This window comes from Thauera aromatica (assembly GCF_023093595.1).
GTDB lineage: Bacteria > Pseudomonadota > Gammaproteobacteria > Burkholderiales > Rhodocyclaceae > Thauera > Thauera aromatica_A.
This window is the reverse complement of record NZ_JALLIK010000104.1, coordinates 56,951-80,106: the sequence shown is the minus strand read 5'-3', so window position 1 is coordinate 80,106 and position 23,156 is coordinate 56,951. Positions and strand designations below refer to the sequence as shown.

General features: G+C 67.8%; 20 protein-coding genes and 2 tRNA genes. 18 read left to right on the top strand and 4 right to left on the bottom strand.

Annotated features, from left to right (window positions below; genetic code table 11):
• Positions 1 to 167: 167 nt before the first annotated feature.
• The 4 genes from MXC99_RS11020 (at position 168) to MXC99_RS11005 (ending at position 5,268) form a co-directional block, all read left to right on the top strand.
• The gene (locus MXC99_RS11020) at positions 168 to 1,859 is read left to right on the top strand and encodes an ABC1 kinase family protein (RefSeq protein ID WP_247725499.1); all 1,692 of its coding nucleotides are present in this window, start codon (positions 168 to 170) and stop codon (positions 1,857 to 1,859) included.
• A gap of 160 nt (positions 1,860 to 2,019) precedes the next feature.
• The gene (locus MXC99_RS11015; protein ID WP_247725498.1) at positions 2,020 to 3,075 is read left to right on the top strand and encodes an AI-2E family transporter; all 1,056 of its coding nucleotides are present in this window, start codon (positions 2,020 to 2,022) and stop codon (positions 3,073 to 3,075) included.
• A gap of 145 nt (positions 3,076 to 3,220) precedes the next feature.
• Positions 3,221 to 3,529, top strand: a complete 309-nt coding sequence (locus MXC99_RS11010) for a DUF485 domain-containing protein (protein WP_247725497.1) — start codon at positions 3,221 to 3,223, stop codon at positions 3,527 to 3,529.
• Positions 3,526 to 5,268 carry a cation acetate symporter gene (locus MXC99_RS11005; RefSeq protein ID WP_247725496.1) on the top strand — a complete coding sequence of 581 codons (1,743 nt, stop codon included), beginning with the start codon at positions 3,526 to 3,528 and terminating at the stop codon, positions 5,266 to 5,268. Before MXC99_RS11010 ends, MXC99_RS11005 begins: the two co-directional genes overlap by 4 nt.
• Before the next feature lie 60 nt (positions 5,269 to 5,328).
• Here the strand turns inward: MXC99_RS11005 and MXC99_RS11000 are convergent, their stop codons facing one another.
• Positions 5,329 to 6,768 (bottom strand): sensor histidine kinase, encoded by a 1,440-nt coding sequence (locus tag MXC99_RS11000; protein ID WP_247725495.1) that lies wholly within the window; start codon positions 6,766 to 6,768, stop codon positions 5,329 to 5,331.
• Complete coding sequence (locus MXC99_RS10995; protein ID WP_247725494.1) at positions 6,752 to 7,426, bottom strand: response regulator transcription factor; 675 nt, start codon at positions 7,424 to 7,426, stop codon at positions 6,752 to 6,754. The genes MXC99_RS11000 and MXC99_RS10995 overlap by 17 nt, the downstream gene beginning before the upstream one ends.
• 226 nt (positions 7,427 to 7,652) lie before the next feature.
• Between MXC99_RS10995 and MXC99_RS10990 the strand changes: the two genes are divergently transcribed.
• Positions 7,653 to 8,939, top strand: coding sequence for an MgtC/SapB family protein (locus MXC99_RS10990; protein WP_432654248.1), 1,287 nt, complete (start codon positions 7,653 to 7,655; stop codon positions 8,937 to 8,939).
• Between the two features lie 33 nt (positions 8,940 to 8,972).
• On the opposite strand, the gene MXC99_RS10985 is transcribed toward MXC99_RS10990, so the two are convergent.
• Positions 8,973 to 9,242, bottom strand: coding sequence for a biotin/lipoyl-containing protein (locus MXC99_RS10985; protein ID WP_247725493.1), 270 nt, complete (start codon positions 9,240 to 9,242; stop codon positions 8,973 to 8,975).
• Positions 9,243 to 9,398: 156 nt separating this feature from the next.
• Entirely contained in the window at positions 9,399 to 10,760 is a 1,362-nt protein-coding gene (locus MXC99_RS10980; RefSeq protein ID WP_247725492.1) for an MFS transporter, read from the bottom strand.
• A 529-nt stretch (positions 10,761 to 11,289) separates the two neighbouring features.
• Here MXC99_RS10980 and MXC99_RS10975 point away from each other — a divergent pair.
• The 13 genes from MXC99_RS10975 to MXC99_RS10915 all read left to right on the top strand — a co-directional run bounded on the left by MXC99_RS10975 (position 11,290) and on the right by MXC99_RS10915 (position 23,132).
• Positions 11,290 to 12,750, top strand: coding sequence for a methylenetetrahydrofolate reductase C-terminal domain-containing protein (locus tag MXC99_RS10975; RefSeq protein WP_247725491.1), 1,461 nt, complete (start codon positions 11,290 to 11,292; stop codon positions 12,748 to 12,750).
• Between the two features lie 36 nt (positions 12,751 to 12,786).
• Positions 12,787 to 13,467, top strand: coding sequence for a cobalamin B12-binding domain-containing protein (locus tag MXC99_RS10970; protein ID WP_247725490.1), 681 nt, complete (start codon positions 12,787 to 12,789; stop codon positions 13,465 to 13,467).
• Positions 13,464 to 14,732: a uroporphyrinogen decarboxylase family protein gene (locus MXC99_RS10965; RefSeq protein ID WP_247725489.1), complete on the top strand. Its 1,269-nt coding sequence runs from the start codon at positions 13,464 to 13,466 to the stop codon at positions 14,730 to 14,732. The genes MXC99_RS10970 and MXC99_RS10965 overlap by 4 nt, the downstream gene beginning before the upstream one ends.
• A 22-nt stretch (positions 14,733 to 14,754) precedes the next feature.
• Positions 14,755 to 15,429 carry a hypothetical protein gene (locus MXC99_RS10960; protein ID WP_247725488.1) on the top strand — a complete coding sequence of 225 codons (675 nt, stop codon included), beginning with the start codon at positions 14,755 to 14,757 and terminating at the stop codon, positions 15,427 to 15,429.
• Positions 15,426 to 17,513 (top strand): ASKHA domain-containing protein, encoded by a 2,088-nt coding sequence (locus tag MXC99_RS10955; RefSeq protein WP_247725487.1) that lies wholly within the window; start codon positions 15,426 to 15,428, stop codon positions 17,511 to 17,513. The genes MXC99_RS10960 and MXC99_RS10955 overlap by 4 nt, the downstream gene beginning before the upstream one ends.
• A complete protein-coding gene (locus MXC99_RS10950; protein ID WP_247725486.1) occupies positions 17,510 to 18,412 on the top strand; it encodes a dihydropteroate synthase in 903 nt (300 codons plus the stop codon). The genes MXC99_RS10955 and MXC99_RS10950 overlap by 4 nt, the downstream gene beginning before the upstream one ends.
• Before the next feature lie 2 nt (positions 18,413 to 18,414).
• Positions 18,415 to 19,629 carry an amidohydrolase family protein gene (locus tag MXC99_RS10945; protein ID WP_247725485.1) on the top strand — a complete coding sequence of 405 codons (1,215 nt, stop codon included), beginning with the start codon at positions 18,415 to 18,417 and terminating at the stop codon, positions 19,627 to 19,629.
• Positions 19,626 to 20,522 carry a bifunctional methylenetetrahydrofolate dehydrogenase/methenyltetrahydrofolate cyclohydrolase FolD gene (gene folD, locus MXC99_RS10940; protein WP_247725484.1) on the top strand — a complete coding sequence of 299 codons (897 nt, stop codon included), beginning with the start codon at positions 19,626 to 19,628 and terminating at the stop codon, positions 20,520 to 20,522. The genes MXC99_RS10945 and folD overlap by 4 nt, the downstream gene beginning before the upstream one ends.
• 54 nt (positions 20,523 to 20,576) lie before the next feature.
• Positions 20,577 to 20,651, top strand: a tRNA-Val gene (locus MXC99_RS10935).
• A gap of 72 nt (positions 20,652 to 20,723) precedes the next feature.
• A tRNA-Val gene (locus tag MXC99_RS10930) sits at positions 20,724 to 20,798 on the top strand.
• A gap of 263 nt (positions 20,799 to 21,061) precedes the next feature.
• Entirely contained in the window at positions 21,062 to 21,949 is an 888-nt protein-coding gene (locus tag MXC99_RS10925) for a helix-turn-helix transcriptional regulator (protein ID WP_247725483.1), read from the top strand.
• Positions 21,946 to 22,545, top strand: a complete 600-nt coding sequence (locus MXC99_RS10920) for a DUF1819 family protein (RefSeq protein WP_247725482.1) — start codon at positions 21,946 to 21,948, stop codon at positions 22,543 to 22,545. Before MXC99_RS10925 ends, MXC99_RS10920 begins: the two co-directional genes overlap by 4 nt.
• A 2-nt stretch (positions 22,546 to 22,547) precedes the next feature.
• Positions 22,548 to 23,132, top strand: coding sequence for a DUF1788 domain-containing protein (locus MXC99_RS10915; RefSeq protein WP_247725481.1), 585 nt, complete (start codon positions 22,548 to 22,550; stop codon positions 23,130 to 23,132).
• Positions 23,133 to 23,156 lie beyond the last annotated feature (24 nt).

The following is a 23,156-nucleotide window of genomic DNA, read 5'->3' as shown; positions in this document are numbered from 1 at the left end:
GCGAGACCGCGGTCGTGGCGGCGCGGGTGGTCGAGTATCATTGAGCGGAGGCTGTGAAGGCGTCCCCCCGGAGCCGGATCGCGGCGTGGAACCAGGAGCTCGAAGATGACTTGTGGCAGCAGCTCGCTCGCGGGCCGGACCGATGCGGCGCAGGAGCGCGCCGGCTGATGCTCTGGCAAGCCATCGGCGCGGCGCGCGACCTTTCCCGTGCCCACGAAATCGCCTCCGTCCTGATCCATTACGGATTCAGCGATCTGGTGCGGCGGGTCGGCTTGGGCAAGGTCCTTGAGCGTGCAGGCCGGGTGTTGCACTGGCGCACGCCCGAGGAGTTCGCCCACATCGATCCGCCGGAGCGGGTCCGGCGCGCGCTCGAAGAGCTCGGCCCCACCTTCATCAAGCTCGGCCAGGTGCTCGCCACCCGGGTCGATCTCTTCCCGCCGGAATGGATCGCCGAGTTCGGCAAGCTGCAGGACGCCGCTCCGGCGGCATCGTTCGACCGCATCCGTGCGCAGCTTGCGGAAGATCTCGGCCAGGCGCCGGAAGCCGTGTTCGCCGAGCTCGAAATCGAGCCCCTGGCGGCAGCCTCGCTCGCCCAGGTCCATCGGGCGCGGCTCGCCGACGGGCGCACGGTCGTGCTCAAGGTACGCCGCCCCGGCATCCGCCCGCGGGTCGAGGCCGACCTCCACCTCCTCGCCCGCCTGGCCGAGCTTCTCGAAGCCGAAGCTTCCGAGTTGCGCCGCTACCGGCCGCGCGAAGTGGTGCGCGAGTTCACCCTGTCGTTACGCCGCGAGCTGGACTTCGCCGCCGAATGCCGCAACGCCGAGCGCATCGCGGCGAATTTCGCCGATCACCCCGAAGTCGTCATTCCGGCGATCCACTGGAGCTGGTGCGGCGAGCGCCTGAACGTCCAGGATTATGTCGAAGGCATTGCCGGGCGCAATCTTGCCGCGGTCGATGCCGCCGGCCTCGACCGCAAGCTGCTCGCCCGCCGCGGCGCTGCGGCGGTGCTCAAGATGATGCTCGAGGACGGCCTGTTTCATGCCGACCCGCACCAGGGCAACGTCTTCTACCTGGCGGGAAACCGCATCGCCTTCATCGACTTCGGCATGGTCGGGCGCCTCACCGAAAGGCGCCGGCACGAAGTCGCGGTGATGCTGTTCGGGCTGGTGAGCGGCGACTCGGAAGCGGTCGCCGACGTGCTCCTCGAATGGCGCAGCGGCGACGAAGGCGACAGCGCCGCCGACCCCGAGCGCCTGCGGCGGGACATCGACGCCTTCGTCGATCAGTACAAGGGGGTGCCGCTCAAGCGCCTCGATCTCGGCGCGATGCTCTCCGACCTGATGGCCCTGCTGCGCGAACACGGCCTCGCCCTGCCGCCGGAGTTGTCGCTGCTGATCAAGGCCTTCATCACCCTCGAAGGCATGGGGCGCCAGCTCGACCCGGATTTCGACATCGCCGCCGAAGCGCAACCGGTGCTGCAGCAGGTCCTGCTCGCGCACCGTTCGCCGGCCGCCGCCGCCCGCCGCGGCTGGCACAGCCTGGGCGATGCGCTCGAACTGCTCGCCGGCTTGCCGCAGGATCTGGGCGGCCTGCTGCGCGCCGGGCGGCGCGGCAGGCTGCGGCTGCAGATCGACGTGGTGTCGCTCAAGCAGGCGGTCGATCAGCTCGACCGCGCGATCAGCCGCATGACCATCGGTATCGTCACCGCGGCGCTGATCATCGGCACCGCGATTCTGATGACGGTGGTGCGCGACCCGGCCTTGGCCGGGCTGCGCACTTTCGGCCTGCTGGGCTTTCTCGGCACCGTGTTCGGCGGGTTGTGGGTGTTGCTGTCGATCTGGCGCAGCGGCCGGCGCTAACCCGCACCCGCCCGGTGCGGGCTGGAGGCTCGGCCGTGGATGACAATGTGGTCGGCGTTGGGCATGATCCGGGCGATGCCGGCGCTGTCGGCGGGCAAGGTGGCGGAGGTATTGGGCAGGCTCGCCGCTGCGTCCTCACGCTGCCGGGGGAGGGCAGAGCATGATCGATCAGGTCGCGGAAAGGATCGCCCGCCGGGTAATTCTCGGCCTCTTGCTGGGGGGGCTGCTGGCCCTGGGCTACGCGGTGCTGCATCTTTTCATCGTCCCGGTGGCCTGGGCGGTGATCATCGCCTTCGCCACCTGGCCCCCTTATCGTCAGTTGCGCTCCCGTCTGCCGCTAAGCCCGGGGCTGGCCGCGCTGATCATGACCCTGCTGCTGACTGCGGCCTTCGTCCTGCCCGCCCTGTGGCTGGTGATGCTGATGCGCAGCGAGGTGGGGGTGGTGATCGCGGCGGCAACCGAGCTCCTCAAGCAGGATGCGCCCCCGTTGCCGGATTTCATCCGCACGCTGCCGTGGCTGGGCGATTTCCTCCAGGGCTTGATCGGGCAGATCGCGGGCGATCCCGAAGCCTTCCGCGGGCAGGTGAGCGAGTGGGTCCGGCAGGGGGCCGATCGGGCGGTAGCCCTGATCGGTGATGTCGGGCGCAACGCGGCCAAGTTCGGCTTTGCCCTGATCACCGTGTTTTTCCTCTATCGGGACGGCGACCGGGTCCTGGCGCAGGTCCACCGTGTGCTGCACCGCTTCCTGGGGGCGCGCGTCGATGCCTACCTGGTTGCCGTCGGCGGGATGACGAAGGCGGTGGTGTGGGGACTGGTGATCACGGCGCTGGCGCAGGGGCTGGTCGCCGGCCTCGGCTATTGGTGGGCCGGGCTGCAGGCGCCGGTGCTGCTCGGGGCGATCACCGCGCTGATCGCGATGGTGCCGTTCGGGGCGCCCTTCGTCTGGGGATCGGCCAGTCTCTGGCTGCTGGCGGAGGGCGACATGCTGGGCGGGATCGGACTGATGCTGTGGGGGGGGCTGGTGGTGAGCTGGGTGGACAACCTGGTCCGTCCGCTCGTCATCAGCAATGCGACCCGGATACCGTTCCTGCTCGTGATGTTCGGCGTCCTCGGCGGGCTCGCCGCCTTCGGCCTGGTCGGTCTGTTCCTCGGCCCCGTCGTCCTCGCGGTGCTGATGGCGGTATGGCGGGAATGGATCGAGGAAACCGAGCTGTAGTTCATTAAGATGTCGTTAACATTTCATTAAGTATATGTATATAAAGGGGAAATTTATTCTGGCGTAAGCGCCTTGTAAGCCTTCCCGCCTAACTTGCGGCACACCGGGCCCGTGCCCGGCCCGTTCGTGGACGCAGGAGGGAGACATGAAAAACGACCTGGCGGAAAAGATTGCCGCCAACCCCAAGTATCAGGCGCTGGTCAGGACGCGGTCGCGTTTCGGCTGGGCGCTCACCGCAGTGATGATGCTCGTCTATTACGGCTACATCGCCATCATCGCCTTCGACAAGGAGCTGTTTGCCGTTCGACTCGGAGAAGGGGTGACGACGGTCGGCATCCCCGTCGGCCTCGGAGTGATCTTCTTCACTATCCTGATCACCGGCTTCTACGTGCGCCGGGCGAACTCCGAGTTCGACCGCCTGACCCGCGAAATCGTCCAGGAGAGCGCCAAATGAGTGCCCGACATCCCCTTGCGGCAGGCGCCGCGCTGCGTGCCGCAGCACTCGCTGCGACCCTCGGCCTGCTGTCCTCGGCGGCGCTGGCTGCCGGTGGCGATCTCGGCCAGGCGGAAAAACAGGCCACCAACTGGACGGCAATCCTGATGTTCGGCGTGTTCGTCGTGTTCACCCTGTTCATCACCAAGTGGGCGGCGGCGAAGACCAAGTCGGCGGCCGATTTCTACACCGCCGGCGGCGGCATCACCGGTTTCCAGAACGGCCTGGCGATCGCCGGCGACTACATGTCGGCGGCGTCCTTCCTCGGCATTTCCGCCGCGGTGATGATGAACGGCTACGACGGGTTGATCTACTCGATCGGCTTCCTGGTCGGCTGGCCGGTGATCACCTTCCTGATGGCCGAACGCCTGCGCAACCTGGGCAAGTTCACCTTCGCCGACGTCGCCGCCTATCGCTTCAGGCAGACCCCGATCCGCGCCTTCGCCGCTTCGGGCACGCTGGTCGTGGTGGCCTTCTACCTGATCGCGCAGATGGTCGGTGCCGGCCAGCTGATCAAGCTCTTGTTCGGTCTCGAGTACTGGATGGCGGTGGTCATCGTCGGCGCGCTGATGATGGTCTACGTCCTCTTCGGCGGCATGACCGCGACCACCTGGGTGCAGATCATCAAGGCCTGCCTGCTGCTCGCCGGAGCCTCCTTCATGGCCTTCATGGTGCTGCTCGCCTACGGTTTCTCGCCCGAGGCGATGTTCGCCGACGCGGTGCGAGTCAAGGTCGAGACCGCGATCGCCGGGGGCAAGGGTGCGGAGGACGCTGCGACCATCGGCCAGGCGATCATGGGTCCGGGCTCCTTCATCAAGGATCCGATCTCGGCGATCTCCTTCGGCATGGCGCTGATGTTCGGCACTGCCGGCCTGCCGCACGTGCTGATGCGTTTCTTCACCGTGCCCGACGCCAAGGAAGCGCGCAAGTCGGTGTTCTGGGCGACGACCTGGATCGGCTACTTCTACATCCTGACCTTCATCATCGGCTTCGGCGCGATCGTGCTGGTGTCGACCAACCCGGACTTCCTCGATGCCAAGGGCGGGCTGATCGGCGGCGGCAACATGGCGGCGATCCACCTCGCCAACGCGGTCGGGGGCAACGTCTTCCTCGGCTTCATCTCCGCGGTCGCGTTCGCCACCATCCTCGCGGTGGTCGCCGGGCTGACCCTGTCGGGTGCTTCGGCGGTGTCGCACGACCTCTACGCCACGGTGTTCAAGAACGGCAACGCCGACTCCGCTTCGGAGCTGCGGGTGTCGCGCATCACTACCGTGGCGCTCGGCATCATCGCCGTGGTACTGGGAATCGCGTTCGAGAAGCAGAACATCGCGTTCATGGTGTCGCTGGCCTTCGCCATCGCCGCTTCGGCCAACTTCCCGGTGCTGTTCATGTCGGTGCTGTGGAAGGATTGCACCACCCGCGGCGCGACCATCGGCGGTTTCATCGGCCTTGCCACCGCGGTGGTCCTGACCGTCGTCTCGCCGTCGGTGTGGGAAGCCACGCTCGGCAATCCGAAGGGGTCGGCGCTGTTCCCCTACGCTTCGCCGGCGCTGTTCTCGATGGCCGCGGGCTTCGTCGGCATCTGGCTGTTCTCGGTTCTCGACCGCGGCGTTCGCGGCGCCGAGGACCGCGCCGGCTACCTGGCGCAGAAAGTGCGCTCGGAAACCGGCATCGGTGCGGCCGCCGCATCCAGCCACTGAGTACTGCACCCGGCGCCCGCACCGGGCGCCGGCTCGGCTCGCGGGGCGGTGGGCGAATGCTCACCGCCCCGCGTCGTTCACGCGTGGCAGCCTGACCCGGATCTGGGTGCCGCGGCCGTCCGCAGGCGTTTCGATGACGATGCTGCCGCCATGGCTGCGGACGATTTCGCGCGCGATCGACAGCCCCAGGCCGCTGCCGCTCGCCCGCACCCCGGGGTGGCGGTAGAAGCGCTCGAACACCCGTTCACGGACCGCCTCCGGAATGCCCGGACCGTCGTCGGTGACGCTGAGTTCGACTTCGTTCTCGCTGCCCGCGCAGCGCAGGGTGACGCGCCCGCCCGGCGCAGTGTATTTGAGCGCGTTGTCCATCAGGTTGGCGATCAGCTCCTGCAGCAGGGTGGGGTCTCCGGCGACGACCGCCGGCCGGCGGTGGATCCCCAGGTCGATGTCGCGCTGGTCGGCGATGCGCAGCCAGCCTTCGACCATGTCGTCGATCAGGCCGTCCACCGCCACCGGAGTCGAAGTCTCGACCACGCGGCCACCGGCTTCGGCTCGCGCCAGCGCCAGCAACTGGTTGGCGAGCCGGGTAACACGGCCGACCGATTGCCGCAGCCGGCTCCTCGCTTCGTCGTCGAGCGGCTTCGACTCCAGTAGTTCGAGTTCCATCTGCAGTCCGGCCAGCGGCGTGCGCAGCTGATGGGCGGCATCCTGCAGGAACTCGCGCTGTTGCGCGCTGAACTCGCGCAGGCGACCGAAAAGGACGTTGAGGGCGGCGACGAGTTCACCGATTTCGTCCGGCACCGTGGCAGGGTCGATCGGCGACAGGTCGGAACCCGAACGCTTGCGCAGCGAGCCGGCCAGACGCTCGAGCGGCGCCAGCCCCGATGGGATGCCGAAGCGGGCGGCGACCGCCGCGGCCAGCAGGAGCAGCGCTCCGGCCGAAACGAAACCCAGCAGCAGCCGGTCCATCGCTTCGCGCCGCTTGTCGAGGGTTTCACCAACGGTGACGTAGACGCCTTTCCGTTCCAGCTTGCGGTACAGCCGCACCGCGCGCAGGGCCTGCCCGTGGTGCAGGAGGTCGCGGAAAATCGGTTTCGTCGAAGGCAGGCGCACGGCCGTCGTTCCCGCTTCTTCGCCCAGCGGCTGGTAAGGAACGGGCAGGGCGGAAAGCTCGTCGATTTCATCGAGCAGCGGCAGGTCGGCATCCCCTCCGAGGTAGCGCCCCTGCTCGTCGCGCACGCGAAAGAAGATCTCGTCCTCGGTATCGGTGCGCAGCATCACCACCGCCTCCGACGACAGGCCCAGCGCAAGGCCGTCCGGCACCGGGCGGACGTGGGTCGCGACCCCGTGCGCAAGATTCAGCAGGTTCTGGTCGTAAGCGCGGTTGACGACGGTCTTGGCCGTGCCGTAGGCGATTGCGCCGGCCGCCAGCAGCAGCAGCGCGGTCGGTCCGGCCAGGGTGTGGAGCAGGTTGTGGCGGAGGCTAGGCTGTGCCGTCACGCTGCCCTCTGGCGTGCTCGAGGCGGTAGCCGAAGCCGCGCACGGTGCGAATCAGCACCCCGGCCGACTCCAGCCGTGGACGCAGGCGCGAGACATAGACTTCGAGCGCGTTGCCGCTACCTTCGCCCTGCAGCCGTTCGCGGGCGACCGTGCGGCCGTCGGCGCGCACCAGGGCTTCGAGCAGTTCCCATTCGCGCCCGGTGAGCATCAGGGGCTCGCCGGCGAGCGTCGCCAGGCGGCCTTCGGCATCGAGCGCCAGGGGACCGAAGCTCGACCGCGACGCGCTGGCGCCGCCTCCACCGCTGCGGCGCTGAACGGCGCGCATGCGCGCAGTGAGCTCGGCCAGCTCGAAAGGCTTGAGCAGATAGTCGTCGGCGCCGAGGTCGAGCCCGTAGATGCGGTCGTCGAGCGCATCGCGCGCGGTGATCAGGATCACCGGCAGCGCCTGGCCGCGGTCGCGGATGCGGCGTACCACCTCGTAGCCTCCGAGGCCGGGAAGGCCAACGTCGACCAGGGCGAAATCGAAGCTCCGCTCCTGCAGCAGCCGGTCGGCCTGCATGCCGTCGTTCTCCAGTGTCACGTCGTCGCCCTGGCCGCGCAGGAATTCGGTAATTCCGGCAGCGAGCACAGGATCGTCCTCGACCAGCAGGATGTGCATGATGTCCTCATCGGTTCCGGGGGAGGGCGCCGGCGATTCGCCGTTCCGGCAGCCGCGCAGCCGCAATCGTAGCGCGCCCCGCGGCAGGCGGATACCGGCGACGCGGTTTCCCGGCGCGGGGATGGGGCGTAGCGCCGGCCGGGGGCCTCCCCACGTTCCGGAAAAGGTCGGAAAGGGTATGATCATCCAGCCTCCACGCCCGTCCGGGGGACGCCCGGCCAACTGCATGCCGCACGACATCCCGCTCGACATTCCACTCGATGCCGGCCAGATCGAAGCTTTTTTGATCGCGACCGGAATCGGCCTGCTGATCGGCCTCGAGCGCGAACGTGTGCCGTCCGCGCGCGCCGGGCTGCGCACTTTCGCCCTGGTGGGCATGTTCGGCGCATTGACCGCGATGCTCGGCCAGCAACTGGACAGCTTCGCCCCTTTCGTGGCCGGGTTGCTGATCGTCGCGCTGATGATCATCACTGCCTATCTGCGCCATCCTGATCCTTCCGATCCGGGCACGACTTCGGTCGCCGCCCTGGTGGTGTGCTACTGCTTCGGCGCTGCGACCTGGTTCGGCCATGCCCAGCTGGCGGTGATGCTGGCGGTGGCGACGACCGTGCTGCTGTACTTCAAGGCCCAGCTGCGCGGGATCGCGAGCCGGCTCGACGGCCGCGACTGGATCTCGATCCTGCAGTTCGGCGTGCTCTCGCTGGTCATCCTGCCGATCCTGCCGAACGAGGAGTTCGGCCCCTACGGCGCGCTCAATCCACACCAGATCTGGTGGATGGTGGTCCTGATCTCGGGCGTGGGCCTGGCCGGCTACGCGGCCTTGCAACTTGTCGGCGTCCGTTACGGGTCGGTTTTCGTCGGTGTGTTCGGCGGCCTGGCTTCGAGTACCGCGACGACGATGGTGTATGCCCGCCAGGCCAATGAATCTCCGTCACTGACGGCGACCGCGGCATTGGTGATCGTCGTGGCGAACCTGGTGATGGTGCTGCGGGTCGGCGTGATCGCCGCCGTGGTCGCACCCGGAGTCGTGCGTTCGCTGCTGCCGGTCGTGCTCCCCGGCCTTGTCTTCGGGCTGCTGGGGGCGGTATGGCATTGGCGGCAGCTGCTCGAGCGTGGAGAAGCGGTGCTGCCGGCGACGAACAACCCGACCGAGCTCAAGACGGCGCTGGGCTTCGGCGCGCTCTACGCGCTCGTCCTGCTGTGCGCGGCCTGGCTGTCGGATTTCGCCGGCAACCGCGGTCTGTACGTGCTTGCCTTGGTGTCGGGCCTGACCAATGTCGATGCGATCACCTTGTCGAGCCTGCGGCTGTTCTCGCTCGAGCGCCTCGAACTGGTGCCGACCGTGATCGCGATCGGGATCGCGATGATCGGCAACCTCGGCTTCAAGCTCGGCATGGCGGTCGCGATCGGTGGCCGGGCCCTGGGACTGAAGGCGGCCGCCGGGATGGGGGCCGTGGCCCTGGGCCTGGGCAGCGGCATGGTCTGGGTCGGGCTGCGGGGGGCCGCACTTTGAATCCGCAGCCCCTGCGCCGGGGACGTGCGCGAGTCAGTCGCGCTCGATCAGGGCGATGACATCGCCTTCGTCGACGGACTGGTACTCGCCGACCCGCACTTCGGTGATCACGCCCTCGTAAGGGCTGGGGATGTCGAGTGCCACTTTGCCGGTTTCGAGCACGATCAGGGTGTCGTCGCGCGCGACCCGGTCGCCCACCGCGATCAGCACGCTCTGGACGATGATGTCGCCGTTGGCGCAATTGCCGCAGCTGCTCCAGCATTCGGGATACTTCGGAATCCTGATTTCCACGGCTGAAAGCATCGAACGCTCCGCGGTCGGGTAAAGGGTGGACTATACGTCCGCCCATCCCGCCCGAGGAGCGTTCCCGGTTTCCGTCCGATGCTTTCCGGCCTTGCCCGGCCCGCCGTGCTTCTGCCCGAAACCCGCCTCGCAACCTGGAAAGGCGGGCAGGGGGCGTCAGTCCACTTCCATCTTGCCGCTTTCGGCGGCGAACGCCAGGTTCTTCTTCTCGATCGGGGCATGCCGTGCGCTGCGCCCGACCAGCGAGATCGCCAGCCCGGCAATCACCCCGGGAACCGCGAAGGCGAGGAAGTTCATCTGCAGCGGCAGTTCCGCCGCCATCAGCATGCCGCCCAGGATCGGGCCGAGGATCGCGCCCATGCGCCCGACGCCCGAGGCCCAGCCCAGGCCGGTGGAGCGGATGTGCATGGGGTAGTACTGGGCGACATAGGCGTACAGCAGGATCTGCGTACCGATCGTGGTCGCACCGGCGATGGCGACCACGCCATACAGCACCACGGTCGGGTTCTTGAAGCCGAGCAGGCTGATCGAGACCGCAGCGATGGCGAAGAACACCGTCAGCACGCGGCGCAGGTGCAGGCGGTCGGCGATCCAGCCGCCGCCGATGGCGCCGAAGATCGCGCCGAAGTTGAGCACCAGCAGGAAGCCCAGGCTCGAGCCCAGCGCGTAGCCGGCCGAGTTCATCAGTTTCGGCAGCCAGGAGCCGAGCGCGTACACCATCAGCAGGCAGCAGAAGAAGGCCACCCAGAAGCTCACCGTGCTCAGCAGCCGGCCCTCGGTAAACAACTGCCCGACCGAGCCTTTCTGTCCCTTCGCGGCCTCGATCACGAAACGGTCGCCTGTCTGGGCGCGGAACGACGGCTCGACCCGGGCCAGCATCCGGCCGGCTTCCGCTTCACGCTGGTCACGAACCAGGAAGCCGATCGACTCGGGCAGGAAGCGCAGGATCACCGGCAGCAGCAAGAGCGGAACGATGGCGACGAAGAACAGCGACTGCCAGCCGAAATTCGGCAGCATGTAGATGCCGAGCCCCGCCGACAGCATGCCGCCGACCGCGTAGCCGCTGAACATGATCGCCACCAGCGTGCTGCGCATCTTGCGCGGCGCGTACTCGCTCATCAGCGCGACGACGTTGGGCATCACCCCGCCGATGCCGAGCCCGGCGAGGAAGCGGCATACGCCGAATTCGAACGGGTTGCGCGCGAAGCCGTTGATGAAGGTGAAGCCGCTGAACAGGACCACGCAGATCGCGATCGCCTTCTTGCGCCCGATGCGGTCGGACAGCGGGCCGAAGATCAGCGCTCCGAACATCATGCCGAACAGCGCGTAGCTGCCCAGGGCCCCGGCCTGCAGCGGCGGCAGCTGCCATTCCTGCATCAGCTTGGGCAGGACGACGCCATAGATCACCAGATCGTAGCCGTCGAAGATGATGATCAACGCACACCAGAACAGCACGGTCCAGTGGAATCGGTTGAATCTTGCTTCATCGATGATTTTGTTGACGTCAACAGCTCTCATGCGAACTCCGGGTTCTGTTTTCGAGATGTGGCCAAGGCGGGGTATCACGGAAACGAATACCGCCTCATTCGGAAGTTGAATGCTCGTTCATTAGATATGGGGTGTCAATGAAGGTATTAGTAATTTTTTTATATAACGATCAAGAAAAAAATAAATAACAACACCGGAGAAGCTCATTCATACCGAATTTCCTGTCTATTCGGACTGAATTCGGCTGGCAACGTCCGTTTTTACCGGCGCGCCTGAAAAATATAGTTGGAAATCAATCAATCTTGTTTATTTGTATACAGATAGCTAAATAAATTTTACGAATTGTTTGGTGTAGAACGATTTTTCGCTCTTTTCATGCTGTTCTGTTGATAAATATCAAGCTGTTGTGAAGATTATTAAAACTGCGTGCGCCCTTGATTGACCGCCACCTCATCGAGTTGTATACATCTTTCCGTCGGAGCCGGTCAGTGCCCGACGGTTGAAACGCCGTGGAGACGGTTTTCCGGGCGCAATCACTTTCAGCGGGAGTCTGTATACGATGTACTCGGTGCGCCTCTGGTCGGTTCGCAATGCCCGTGTCCTGCATCGGCTGTACACCTTCTTCTCGCGGCTGGCGCCGCGGTTGGCGCCGCTGGTGCGCCGGGTAGGAGAGCGACGGGCGGAAGTCCTGCTGCGGCCGCTCGAGCGGAGCGCGAAAAACGTCCTGTTCGACTGCCGGATGTGCGGCCAGTGCGTGCTGTCCTCGACCGGCATGGCCTGCCCGATGAACTGCGCCAAGCAGATGCGCAACGGCCCGTGCGGCGGGGTGCGCGCCGACGGCCAGTGCGAAGTCGAGCCCGGGATGCGCTGCGTTTGGGTGGAGGCGACCGAAGGCACGAAGCGCATCGCCGCGGACCACCTCGCCCATCCGACGCCGCTGCTGCCGGCGATCGACCAGCGCCGCCGCGGACGTTCGACCTGGATCGAGGTCGTCCATGGGCGTCCGGCGCCGGTGTTCCAGCCCCCGGTGGGCGAACGCATCACGCCCGAGAGCGAGCAGAGCCTGTTCGAACGCAGCTGCACCGCCGGGCGCCCCGTGGTCACGGTCGAGATCGCCCCGCCGGATTCGGCCGATCCGGCTGCGCTGCTGGCGCGCGCCGAACTGTTCCGCGGCCTCGTCGATGCGATGAACATCACCGACGGCGCCGGCGGCAACTGCCACATGTCGAGCGTGGCGGCCTCGGCGATCCTCGCCACCCACGGTTTCGAACCGGTCTATCAGATCGCCTGCCGCGACCGTAACCGGATCGCGATCCAGGGCGATCTGCTCGGCGCCGCCGCGCTCGGAGTGAAGAACATCCTGTGCCTGACCGGCGACGACGTCAGCCGCGGCGACCATCCGCAGGCCAAGCCGGTGTTCGACCTCGACGCCGTGTCGCTGCTGCATGTGGCGCGCGGCATGTGCGACCGCGGTGAATTTGCCTCCGGGCGCAAGCTCGAACAGGCGCCCGACCTCTTCATCGGCGCCACCGTCAATCCCTTCGTCCCCCCTTATGTGGACCGGGTTGCCAATCTCGAAAAGAAGATCCGCGCCGGGGCGCGCTTCATCCAGACCCAGTTCTGCTTCGACGTCGAGCGTTTTGCCGACTTCATGACCGAGGTCCGCCGCCGCGGCCTGCATCGCCAGGCGCACATCCTCGTCGGCGTGGGCACGCTCGGCTCGGCAAAGGCCTTGCGCTGGATGGCGAACAACGTCCCCGGGGTGTGCATCCCGGAAGCCTTGCTCGCCCGCATCGAGTCCGCGCCCGACCAGAAGGCCGAAGCGAAGCAGGTGTGCATCGAGATCATCCGCGCGGTGACCGCGATCGAGGGCGTGGCCGGGGTCCATCTGATGGGCCACCGCAACGAAGCGGTGCTCGCCCGCATCATCGTCGACGCCGGCCTGCGCGCGCCGCCGCCCACCATGGATGAGGCCGATCCTGCCGCCGCCCCGGCGACGTCGCGGCTGGCCGCAGCGTGACACTTGAATCACCGACAAACCGAAGGAGGAGACACCATGAGTGAACAAGACATTTTGAACGCCCTGGAAGGCGAAGAGCGCGAGCTGGTCGAGTGGCTGGCCGACATGAACGAGGACGACGCCCTGGCGCTGGCCAGGCGCATGCTGCTCGAAGACAAGAAGAGCCCGCTGCGCGTGCTCGAACTGTGCCGGATGGCGATGGACATCGTCGGCAAGCGCTTCGAGGAAGGGGAATACTTCCTCCCCGAGCTGGTGCTCGCCGGCGAGATGCTCGAGCAGGTCGGCGCCATCGCCAAGCCGCTGCTGGTCGACGGCGAGGGCGAAGGGGCGAAGAAGCTCGGCCGCGTCCTGGTGGGCACCGTGCACGGCGATCTCCACGACATCGGCAAGAACATCGTCAGCTTCATGCTCGACATCAACGGCTACGAGGTCAAGGACATCGGCATCGACGTGCCGGTCGCCACCTTCGTCGATGAGGTGCGCAGCTTCAAGCCCGACGTGGTGGCGCTGTCCGGCTTCCTGACCCTGGCGTTCGACTCGATGAAGGAGACGGTCGAAGCGTTCGAGAAGGAAGGCCTGCGCGACCAGTTCAAGATCATGGTCGGCGGCGGCCAGATCGACGAGACCGTGCGCGCCTACACCGGCGCCGACGGCTTCGGCGTCAATGCGGTGGAGGCGGTCAACCTGTGCAACCGCTGGCTCGGGGTGGCGGCATGAACGCGCCGATCGAAGCGAGCGCCGCCGCCCAGGTGGCCTACGACGAACGCTGGCAGCGCATCCTCGACTGCGTCGCCCTGAAGCAGCCCGACCGCATGCCGACCGCGTTCTACGCCACCTTCTGGCTTGCCAAGAAATACGGCGGCATCAGCTGCAAGGAGCTGATGTACGACTACGAACAGACGAAGGCGCTGGCCGAGCGCGCGGTGCTCGAATTCGAGCCCGACGCCTGCGCGCCGATCGTCGCCGCGGTGGCCTCGGGGCGCTCGCTCGAAGCGATCGGCTTCAAGCAGCTGCAGTGGCCCGGCCACGGCGTCGACGAAAACCAGCCGTTCCAGTACCTCGACCGCGAGTACATGCTGGCCGACGAGTACGACGAGTTCCTCTTCGATCCCACCGGCTTCTATCTGCACAAATACCTGCCGCGGGTGGCGAGCGCCTTCGAAGGCATCGACCAGCTGCCGATCTTCCCCGGCCTGCATTACTTCCGCCTCATCAACGGCATCCGCCCGTTCGCCAAGCCCGAGCTGCGCGCCAGCCTCGAGCGCATCATCCGCGCCGCCGAGGAGGTGGAGACCTTCGCCGCCCACGGCGCCGACTTCAACGCCCGCATCAAGGCTCACGGCTTCCCGCTGATCAACGGCGTCAATGCGGTCTCGCCCTACGACTTCATCGCCGACTACTTCCGCGGCGCCACCGGCATGATGAAGGACCTCTACCGCAACAAGGACAAGCTCCTCGCGCTGCTCGACAAGGCCTCGATCTTCCTCACCCGGCAGACCATCGCCACCGCCCAGGCCTCCGGCCACCCGATCGTGATGATCCCGATCCACTGGGCACCGGACGCCTTCATGTCCGACAAGCAGTTCCAGACCTTCTGGTGGCCACCGTTCCGCAAAATGCTGATCGGCCTGATCGACGCCGGCCTGATCCCGATGCCGCTGTGGGAAGCCGACTGCACCAAGCGCCTGGAGACGATCCGCGACGTGCCCGCGGGCAAGTGCATCTACTGGTTCGAGCGCACCGACATGGTCAAGGCCTTCGAGGTGCTCGGCGACGTCGTCGCGCTGCGCGGCAACCTGTCGCCGTCGCTGCTCACCACCGGCCGCCCCGAAGAAGTCGATGCCGCGGTCAAGCATCTGGTCGACAACGTCTGGAACAAGGGGGGCAAGCTGATCCTCGACGCCGCCTTCGGCATTCCCGACGAGACTCCGGTCGACAACGTGCGTGCGATGTACGCCGCCGCGCGCAAGTACGCCGGCTGACGTGCGCCTGGAGCCCGCGACCATGTCCGCACCGAGCTGCGCGAGCCTGCTGCGCCAGCTGCCCCCGCCGGCGCCCGACGAGCGTCCCGGAGCGCAGCGCCGGCGCGCGGCTGCGCTCGCCGAAGTGTGCGCCGACGCCCTCGTCGAGCCTGCCTACAGTGTGCGCATCGTCGCCCTCGACGCTCCGCCGGGGGCGACCCTGCGTGCCGGCGGCCAGTGCCTGCATGCCCCGCGCCTGGTGCCGGCCGCGGGCCGGCTCACCGCCCTCGGCGCGGTCGCATGCACGCTCGGGCCGCGCCTGGAAGAGCGCGTGCGGGCCCATTTCGCCGCCCGCCGTCCGGCCGCCGCGCTCGCCCTCGACGAACTCGGCACCGCGCTGCTGTTCGCGCTCATGCGCCACGCCCAGGACCGCCTGGTCGCGCAGGCCGCCCGTCGCGGCCTGCGCGTGGCCGGCGAGCTCGCCGCGGGCGACCCCGGACTCGCGCTCGACGCCCAGTCCGCCGTGCTCCAGCTCGCCGACGGCGCCGCGATCGGCATGCACGCCAGTGCCGCGGGCGCGCTTCATCCACTCAAGTCGTGCACCAGCGTGCACGGGGTCGGCATCGCGCTCCCCGCCAGCGCCTGGTCGCGCTGCGACGCCTGCCCCTCGGCGCCGCGGTGCACGATCGCGCGCCGGCGCAAGGAGACCCCCGCATGAACCGCAGCCAGGAGCGCGCCCCCGCCGCGGACGCGGCGCCCGAGTCAAATCTCCCCGCGGATGCGGCGCCCGGGTCCGGCCGTCCCGCCGACTCCGGCGCCCCCGACGCGTCCTACCGCCTGTATTTCCCCCAGCTCGAACGCGAGATTCCCTGCGCAGCGGGCGAGAGCCTGTTTCACGCCGCCCGCCGCCACGGCGTGCGCATCGTCGGCGCCTGCGGCGGGCGCGGCACCTGCGCGAGCTGCATGGTGCGGGTCAGCGCAGGGGCGCTGCGCCCGCTCGAAGGGCGCGGCGCGCGAGCGTTCGAAATCGAGCTCGACGAAGCCGGACACCCGCTCAACCCGCGGCGCTGGATGCGCGCCTGCCGCATCGGCGCGCGCAGCGACTGCACCGTCGAGATCGGCGCGCGCTCGCTGGCGCCGGTGGTGCGCGCCGAGGAACCCAGCGCGCTCGCCGACGAAGACGCCGGTTTTACCCTCGCCCTCGACCCCGCCGTCCGGGCGCACGAGCTCGACGTCCCCGCGCCCAGCCTCGCCGACGATCGCGCCGATGCCGACCGCGTGCTCGACGCCTGCCGCGAGCGCGAAGCGCACGAAGCCGGGCAGCGGACGATTCCGGCTGCGCAAGATGCCGCCACCCCCGCAGCGCCCCCGCGCGCGCTCACCGTCGCCCCCGCCGCCACCGCCGAACTCGCCGCGGTGCTGCGCGCCGGCAGCAGCCCCCGCTGCCGCCTGCGCGCCTGGCAACGGGGCGGGGCGCTGATCGCGTTCGCCCCGAGCGGGCGGCGCAGCCTGGGGCTGGCGGTCGATCTGGGCACCACCAACCTCGCCGCCTTCCTCGTCGACCTCGACGACGGCCGCACACTCGCCCGCCTCGGCGTGGAGAACCCGCAGACCGCCTGGGGCGCCGACCTGGTGAGCCGCATCGACCATGCGGGCAGCGATCCGAAGGTCGCCGAAGCCCTGCGCGCCGCGGCGTGCGAGGCGATCGATGCGCTCGCCCACGACCTGTGCGCCAGCATCGGCCAGCGCCCGCAGGACATCGTCGATGTCGCCGTGTGCGGCAACACCGCCATGCACCACCTGCTGCTCGGCCTGCCGGTGCGTCAGCTCGGGCGCGCGCCCTTCGTCGCCGCGCTGCGCGACAGCGTCGACCTGAGCGCGCGCGAGCTCGGGCTCGCCGTCGCTCCCGGCGCCTGGGTCCATCTCGCCCCCAACATCGGCGGCTTCATCGGCGGCGACCACGTCAGCGCGCTGCTCGCTACCGAATCGCGCTGGCGCGGACATGGCTGTGCGCTGGTGATGGACATCGGCACCAACACCGAGATCAGCCTCATCCACCACGGCCGCCTGTGGTCGGCGTCCTCGCCCTCGGGGCCGGCGCTCGAAGGCGGGCATATCGGCTGCGGCATGCGCGCAGCCGAAGGTGCGATCGAGAAGGTCACCGTCGACGGCGGGCGTTTGGCGGTGCGCACCATCGGCGGCGGCGAGGCGGTCGGGCTGTGCGGCTCGGGCGTGCTCGACGCGGTGGCCGCGCTGCGCCGCGGCGGCCTGCTCGATGCCCGCGGCCGGCTGTGCGCCACCCACCCGGACATCGTCACCGCTGAAGGCGGCCAGCGCGCCGCCCGGCTCGCCCCCGACGTGCTGTTCACCCAGGCCGACGTGCGCGCGGTACAGCTGGCCAAGGCCGCGATCCGCAGCGCGACCGAGCTGCTGCTGGCCGAAGCCGGGCTCGCCGAGGATGCGATCGAGTGCTTCATCCTCGCCGGCGCCTTCGGCGCCTACCTCGACATCGACAGCGGCATCGACATCGGCCTGTTCCCGCCGCTGCCGCGCAGCCGCTTCGTTCAGGTCGGCAACGCCGCCGGGCAGGGCGTGCGCCGCCTGCTGCGATCGTGCGCCGAGCGTGAACGCGCGCGCGAACTGGCGCGCACCACGCAGGCGTGCGCGCTCAACGCGCGCGCCGATTTCCAGCGCAGCTTCCTCCGCCACATCGGCTTTGCCGAGTCCCCCGATCCCTCCGAGGCCGCCGCAACGACGGCCTGCGCCATCCCCAGCACCGTCACTGAAGAGAGTCCGTCATGAACGAAAGCACCATCAGCGAAACCAACCGCTTCGGCATCCGCATCATCGGCGAGCGCATCAACCCCGGCTTCAAGAGCACGCGCGCGATGTTCGAGGACAAGGACCTCGCCGCCATCCAGGCGCTCGCGCTCAAGCAGGTCGAGGCCGGCGCCTTCGCCCTCAACGTCAACATCGGCCCGCAGGCGATGACCGACCGCGGCTTCCTCGTCGACGTGATCCGCGCCATCCAGGACGTGGTCGCGGTGCCGCTGTCGTTCGATGTGCCCACCGCCGAGCTCTTCGCGCTGTGCCTCACCACCTACGACCGCACCCGCACCGGCGGCGAGCTGGCGATCGTCAACTCGATCACCGAGCACCGCTGGGAAGCGATGCAGCTCTACCGCGACCTGCCGTTCCGGGTCATGGTGATGGCCTCCGAGCGTGTCATCGACGGCGTGGCGAAGAACAACAAGACCGCCGCGGACATCGCCGCCACCGCGCGCCGCGCGGCACTGCGCCTGCGCGACGAGTACGGCATGGCGCTCGATCACGTCTTCGTCGACCTGTCGGTGAGCGCGATCATCGCCGACACCGAGGGCCTGAACCGCGCCACCCTCGACGCGGTGCGCCTGATCGGCGCCGACCTGGAGCTCAAAGGCCTGCACATGATGGGCGGACTGTCCAACATCGGTCAGCAGCTCCCGCCCAAGGCCGCCGACGGCTCGGACCTCAAGCACGGGCTGGAGAACGCCTTCCTCACCCTGGCGGTGCCGCACGGCTTCGACACCGTGCTCGGCACCCCGTGGCGCGGCTACGCGCCGCTGGCCGAAGACGACTACGTGCTCACCGCCTACCGCAATTTCCTCGACACCACCGGCAGCAACGCGCTGCGCGCGGTGCGCAAGCTCTACAAGGCCTGAACATGACCCCGACCGATCGCTTCGCCGTCGTCGCCGACGGCTGGTTCGACGGCGAGCGCCTGCACGGCGCCGGCCCGTTCACCTTCCGCATCGAGGAAGGGCGCATCGCCGACATCGCCGCGGGCGACTTCGGCGCGACGCTCGCCACCCAGGGGATGGAGGTCGTGCGTGGCGGCTTTCTGATGCCCGGGCTGGTCGATGCCCACGTGCACCTGTTCCTCGACGGCGCCCCGACCGACGGCGCCCAGCGCGCCGCCCATCTCAAAAAGCCGGTCGAGGACCTGGTCGACGCCGCCCGCGCCAGCGCGCGCCAGGCGCTCGCCTGCGGCGTGACCCTGGTGCGCGACGCGGGCGACCGTCACGGCATCAACCACCGCCTCCGCGACGAAGCCGCCCACAGCCCCGGCCTTGCCCAGGTGCGCTCGGCCGGGCTCGGGGTCAAGCGCCCCAAGCGCTACGGCGCCTTCATGGCGCGCGACGTCGCCGACGATGACGCGATCCGCGCATCGGTGTGCGAGCTGGCCCGCGACAGCGACGAGATCAAGCTGATCCTGACCGGGATCATCGATTTCGACGCCGGCGCGGTCACCGACGAGCCGCAGTTCGATCTGGCCGCGGCGCGTCTGGTGGTCGACACCGCGCGCGCCTGCGGGCGCGACACGATGGTCCATTGCAGCGGCGCGGCCGGACTGGAGATCGCCGCCCGCGCCGGGGTGGGCTCGATCGAGCACGGCTTCTTCATGCGCCGCGACCTGCTCGCACTGATGGCCGAGCGCGACGTCGCATGGACGCCGACCTTCTGCCCGGTGCATTTCCAGTGGGCGCAGCCCGCAGCGGTGGGCTGGTCGGCACAGACCGTGGGCAACCTGCGCCGCATCCTCGACGAGCATGCGCGCCACCTGCTGATCGCCCGCGAGCTGGGGGTGCGCCTGCTGCTCGGCACCGACGCCGGCAGCATGGGAGTCGAGCACGGCCACGCGGTGCATGAGGAAATCGAGCGCTACCTCGAGGCGGGTCTCACCACCGCCGAAGTGCTGCAGGCCGCCACCGCAAACGCCCGCCGCCACTTCGGCCATCCCCACCCGCGCCTCGAGCGCGGCGCGCCCTTCGATGCGCTGCTGCTCGAACGCTCGCCGTTCGCCGACATCGGTGCGCTGCGCACGCCCTTGCACGCGTGGGCGGGGCAGCCGGCCTGCGAAGGCGAAGCGCTGCAATGAGCGCGCAGATCATCGATGGCAAGGCCCTGTCCCGGCATCTGCGCACCCGGTTCCGGGAAAGGGTGGGGGCGCTCGCGGCCCACGGGGTTCAGCCTGGCTTGGCAGTCATTCTGGTCGGGGACAACCCCGCCTCGCGGCTTTACGTGGCCAATAAGGTGAAAGCCTGCGAAGAGTGCGGGGTCGCCTCCTTCCTCCACGCCTGTCCGGCCGACATCACGGAGGCCGCCCTGCTCGGGCTGATCGCCCGTCTCAACGCCGCGCACACCGTGCATGGCATCCTGCTCCAGTTGCCGCTGCCGCCCCATATCGACATGCGCCGGGTGCTCGAAGCGATTGCGGTGGAGAAGGACGTGGACGGTTTCCATCTCTACAACGTCGGCGGCCTGGTCGTGGGCAACACGATCTTTCCGCCGTGCACGCCCTATGGCGTCCAGCTCCTGCTCGAGACCACCGGCATCGAGGTCGCGGGCAAGAACGTGGTCGTGGTCGGGGCATCGAACATCGTCGGCAAGCCGATGGCCCTGATGCTGCTGCACAAGGAGGCCACCGTCACCGTCTGCCACGCCAGGACGCGCGACCTGGCACAGCACACCATCCTCGCCGACATCCTCATCGTCGCCGCGGGCAAGCCGGGGCTGATCGTGGCGCAGATGGTCAAGCACGGCGCCGTCGTCATCGATGTGGGCATCAACCGCTTGCCCGACGGGCGCATCGTCGGCGACGTCGACTTCGACGGAGTCAGGGACAAGGCGAGCTGGATCAGCCCGGTCCCCGGCGGCGTCGGCCCGATGACCGTGACCATGCTGATCGAGAACACCCTGCGCTCGGCCGAGCGCTGCCTGGAACGAGACGCCGAAGTCGGTCATCCAGTCTGGGATGCTGCCGTGCTTTGACACCACCTTGACGGACGGTTCACGGCCTTCTAGAATGCGCGCTCTTTGTCGGAAGGGCGGTTAGCTCAGCGGTAGAGCACTGCCTTCACACGGCAGGGGTCACTGGTTCGATCCCAGTACCGCCCACCACGCCCCTGCGCGTGACGCCTCCTTCCACAAAGCCTCACAAAGCCGATCGCGCTCCTTCACGGCCGCGTAATCGGGCGGTTAGCTCAGCGGTAGAGCACTGCCTTCACACGGCAGGGGTCACTGGTTCGATCCCAGTACCGCCCACCAGCGCATCCAAAAAGCCAGTTCTCGCGAGCTGGCTTTTTGCTTTGGATCTTGCGTAGCAACCGTGCGGCCAAATTCGGACGGTGTGGCCATGAATCGCCAATCTCGTTGCCGAGGATACGAATTCCCCCTGGGCTGCATTCGGATCTCCGAGGTGGAGGCGCTGCTCAGTCACGCGATGTCGTGCATAGTGCGCATCAAAATGATGCTTACCTGGTCCTTACGCTGGTACCATTCGCGATAGATTCCTCACCGGGTAATGTTTCATGCAGCTTCCGCTGTCGCACTCCCAGCGCGAACGCCTTGCCTACCTCGAGCTGAAGGCCTTTTTTGTTGGCGAGCTGCGTCGAGGAGACCTCGAGGCACGCTTCTCGATCAAGCCGGCGGCTGCGACGCGCGACCTCAACGCCTATCGCGAGTGCGCCCCCGACAACCTGGCCTACGACCGCTACGTCAAGGCCTACATCCCCACCGGGCATTTCCGTCCGCTGTTCCCCTTCTCGGCAGAGCGCATCCTGTCCTGGCTGCTACATGGCTTTGGCGATGGACAGGCACCGACGGTTGCGCGGACCTTTCCGTGCGAGGGCGCGGGCGAGCTGGTCCGGCCCGACTTCGGCCTGTTGGGCGAGATCACCCGGGCGATGCATGGCAATCGTCCCTTGCAGGTGACCTACCTCTCCGTCAACTCGGGGCCGGCAAAGCGGGTGATCGTCCCGGTCGCGCTTGCCGACAATGGTCTGCGCTGGCATGTCCGCGCTTACGACCGTCAGCGCAAGCGCTTTTCCGATTTCGTGCTCACCCGGATCGCCAAGGCCAAGCCGCTCGACGAGCGTGCCGAACCGTACGAGCGCATCGAGGCCGATGAGCAATGGAATCGGCGGATCGAGCTGCAGCTCGTTCCCCATCCCGCTCTGAAGCACCCCGAAGGCGTGGTTGCCGACTATGGGATGAAGGACGGCACGCTGACGCTGAACGTCTCTGCCGCACTGGCCGGGTACGCACTGCTGCGCTGGGCGGTGGATTGCTCCGCAGACCACAGCCTGGACTGCGCACAGCATCACCTTTGCCTGGCCAACCGCGCCGTGTTGGAAGGTGTGGAGAGCGCATTGCTTGCGCCGGGTTACATCCGGCCCGCCTCAGGAGGCGAAGCGTGAGCGTAGCCCTCTACAACGCCGAAATCTCCGCCGGCTCGCTGATGCTGCCCGAGAGCCGGCGCGTCGCCCGCTTCATGCTCACGCAGCCCGACCGCGCGACCTGGTTCGATACGCTCCGAACCGAGAACATCCTGCAGAAGAAGTCGCCTGCGACCGCACGTCGGCAGGCGCGGCTCATCCGCAACCGCCTCGAAACGCTCGACGAGCAGGCGTGGCAACTGGTGGCCGAGGGCGAGCAGGAGCTCGCACTGCAGATCCTCCTTGCCGCTTCGGTCAAGCACAGCCGCCTGTTGGGCGATTTCATGCGCGACGTGGTTGCCGGTCACGTTCGCCGATTCGAGGAAAGCCTGGTCCCGTCGGACTGGGAAGCCTTCCTCGTCGACTGCATCCAGCGCGACCCCGCCGTCGCCGGCTGGTCCGCCACCACCAAGGCCAAGTTGCTGCAGGTCATCCTCCGCATCCTGGCCGAGGCCGGCTACCTCGAATCCACCCGCAGCCTGCGCCTCACGCCGCCGCTGCTGCATCCCGAGGTGCAGCGCTACCTCAAGTCCCGCTCCGAGGCTGCCGTGCTCGGCGCGATGGAGCTCACGCACTGACCATGAACATGACGCAGACCTTCGAGGAACGCCTCAACCAGATCCTGCCGCGCGTCACGTCGGAGGACTTCCTGCACAACCGGGGTCTCGGCAACGAGATCGGCTTCTGGATCTTCGACTACCCACCTGAGCAGGAGCTGGCGATGCGGGAGTTCCTAACCAGTGTTGTCGAACCTGCGCTCAAGAAACGGCAACCCCCGCTGCGCTTCGCCACAATCAACCTGTTCGAGCTCGTCATCGGCCTGCTCGAGGACCGCAAACTCCTCGACAAGGCCATCGACATGCAGGGCAAACAGGGCGACGACAAGGCGCTGGAATCGCTGCGCCGCGTGCTCAAGGAAGACAAGCTCGCCGAGCGCCTCGTGCAGCAGCACAACCCGGGCGCCCTTGATCTGCTGATGCTGACCGGCGTGGGCTCGGCATTTCCGATGCTGCGCACCCACACGCTGCTCTCGGCCCTGCACCCACACCTGAACCACACGCCGCTGCTGATGTTCTTCCCGGGCCGTTACGACGGCTATTCGCTGCGGTTATTCAACAAGCTGTCGGAAGATCACTACTACCGCGCCTTCCGCCTCGTGCCTTGAGCTTTTCGCTTTGACCTTTTCGAT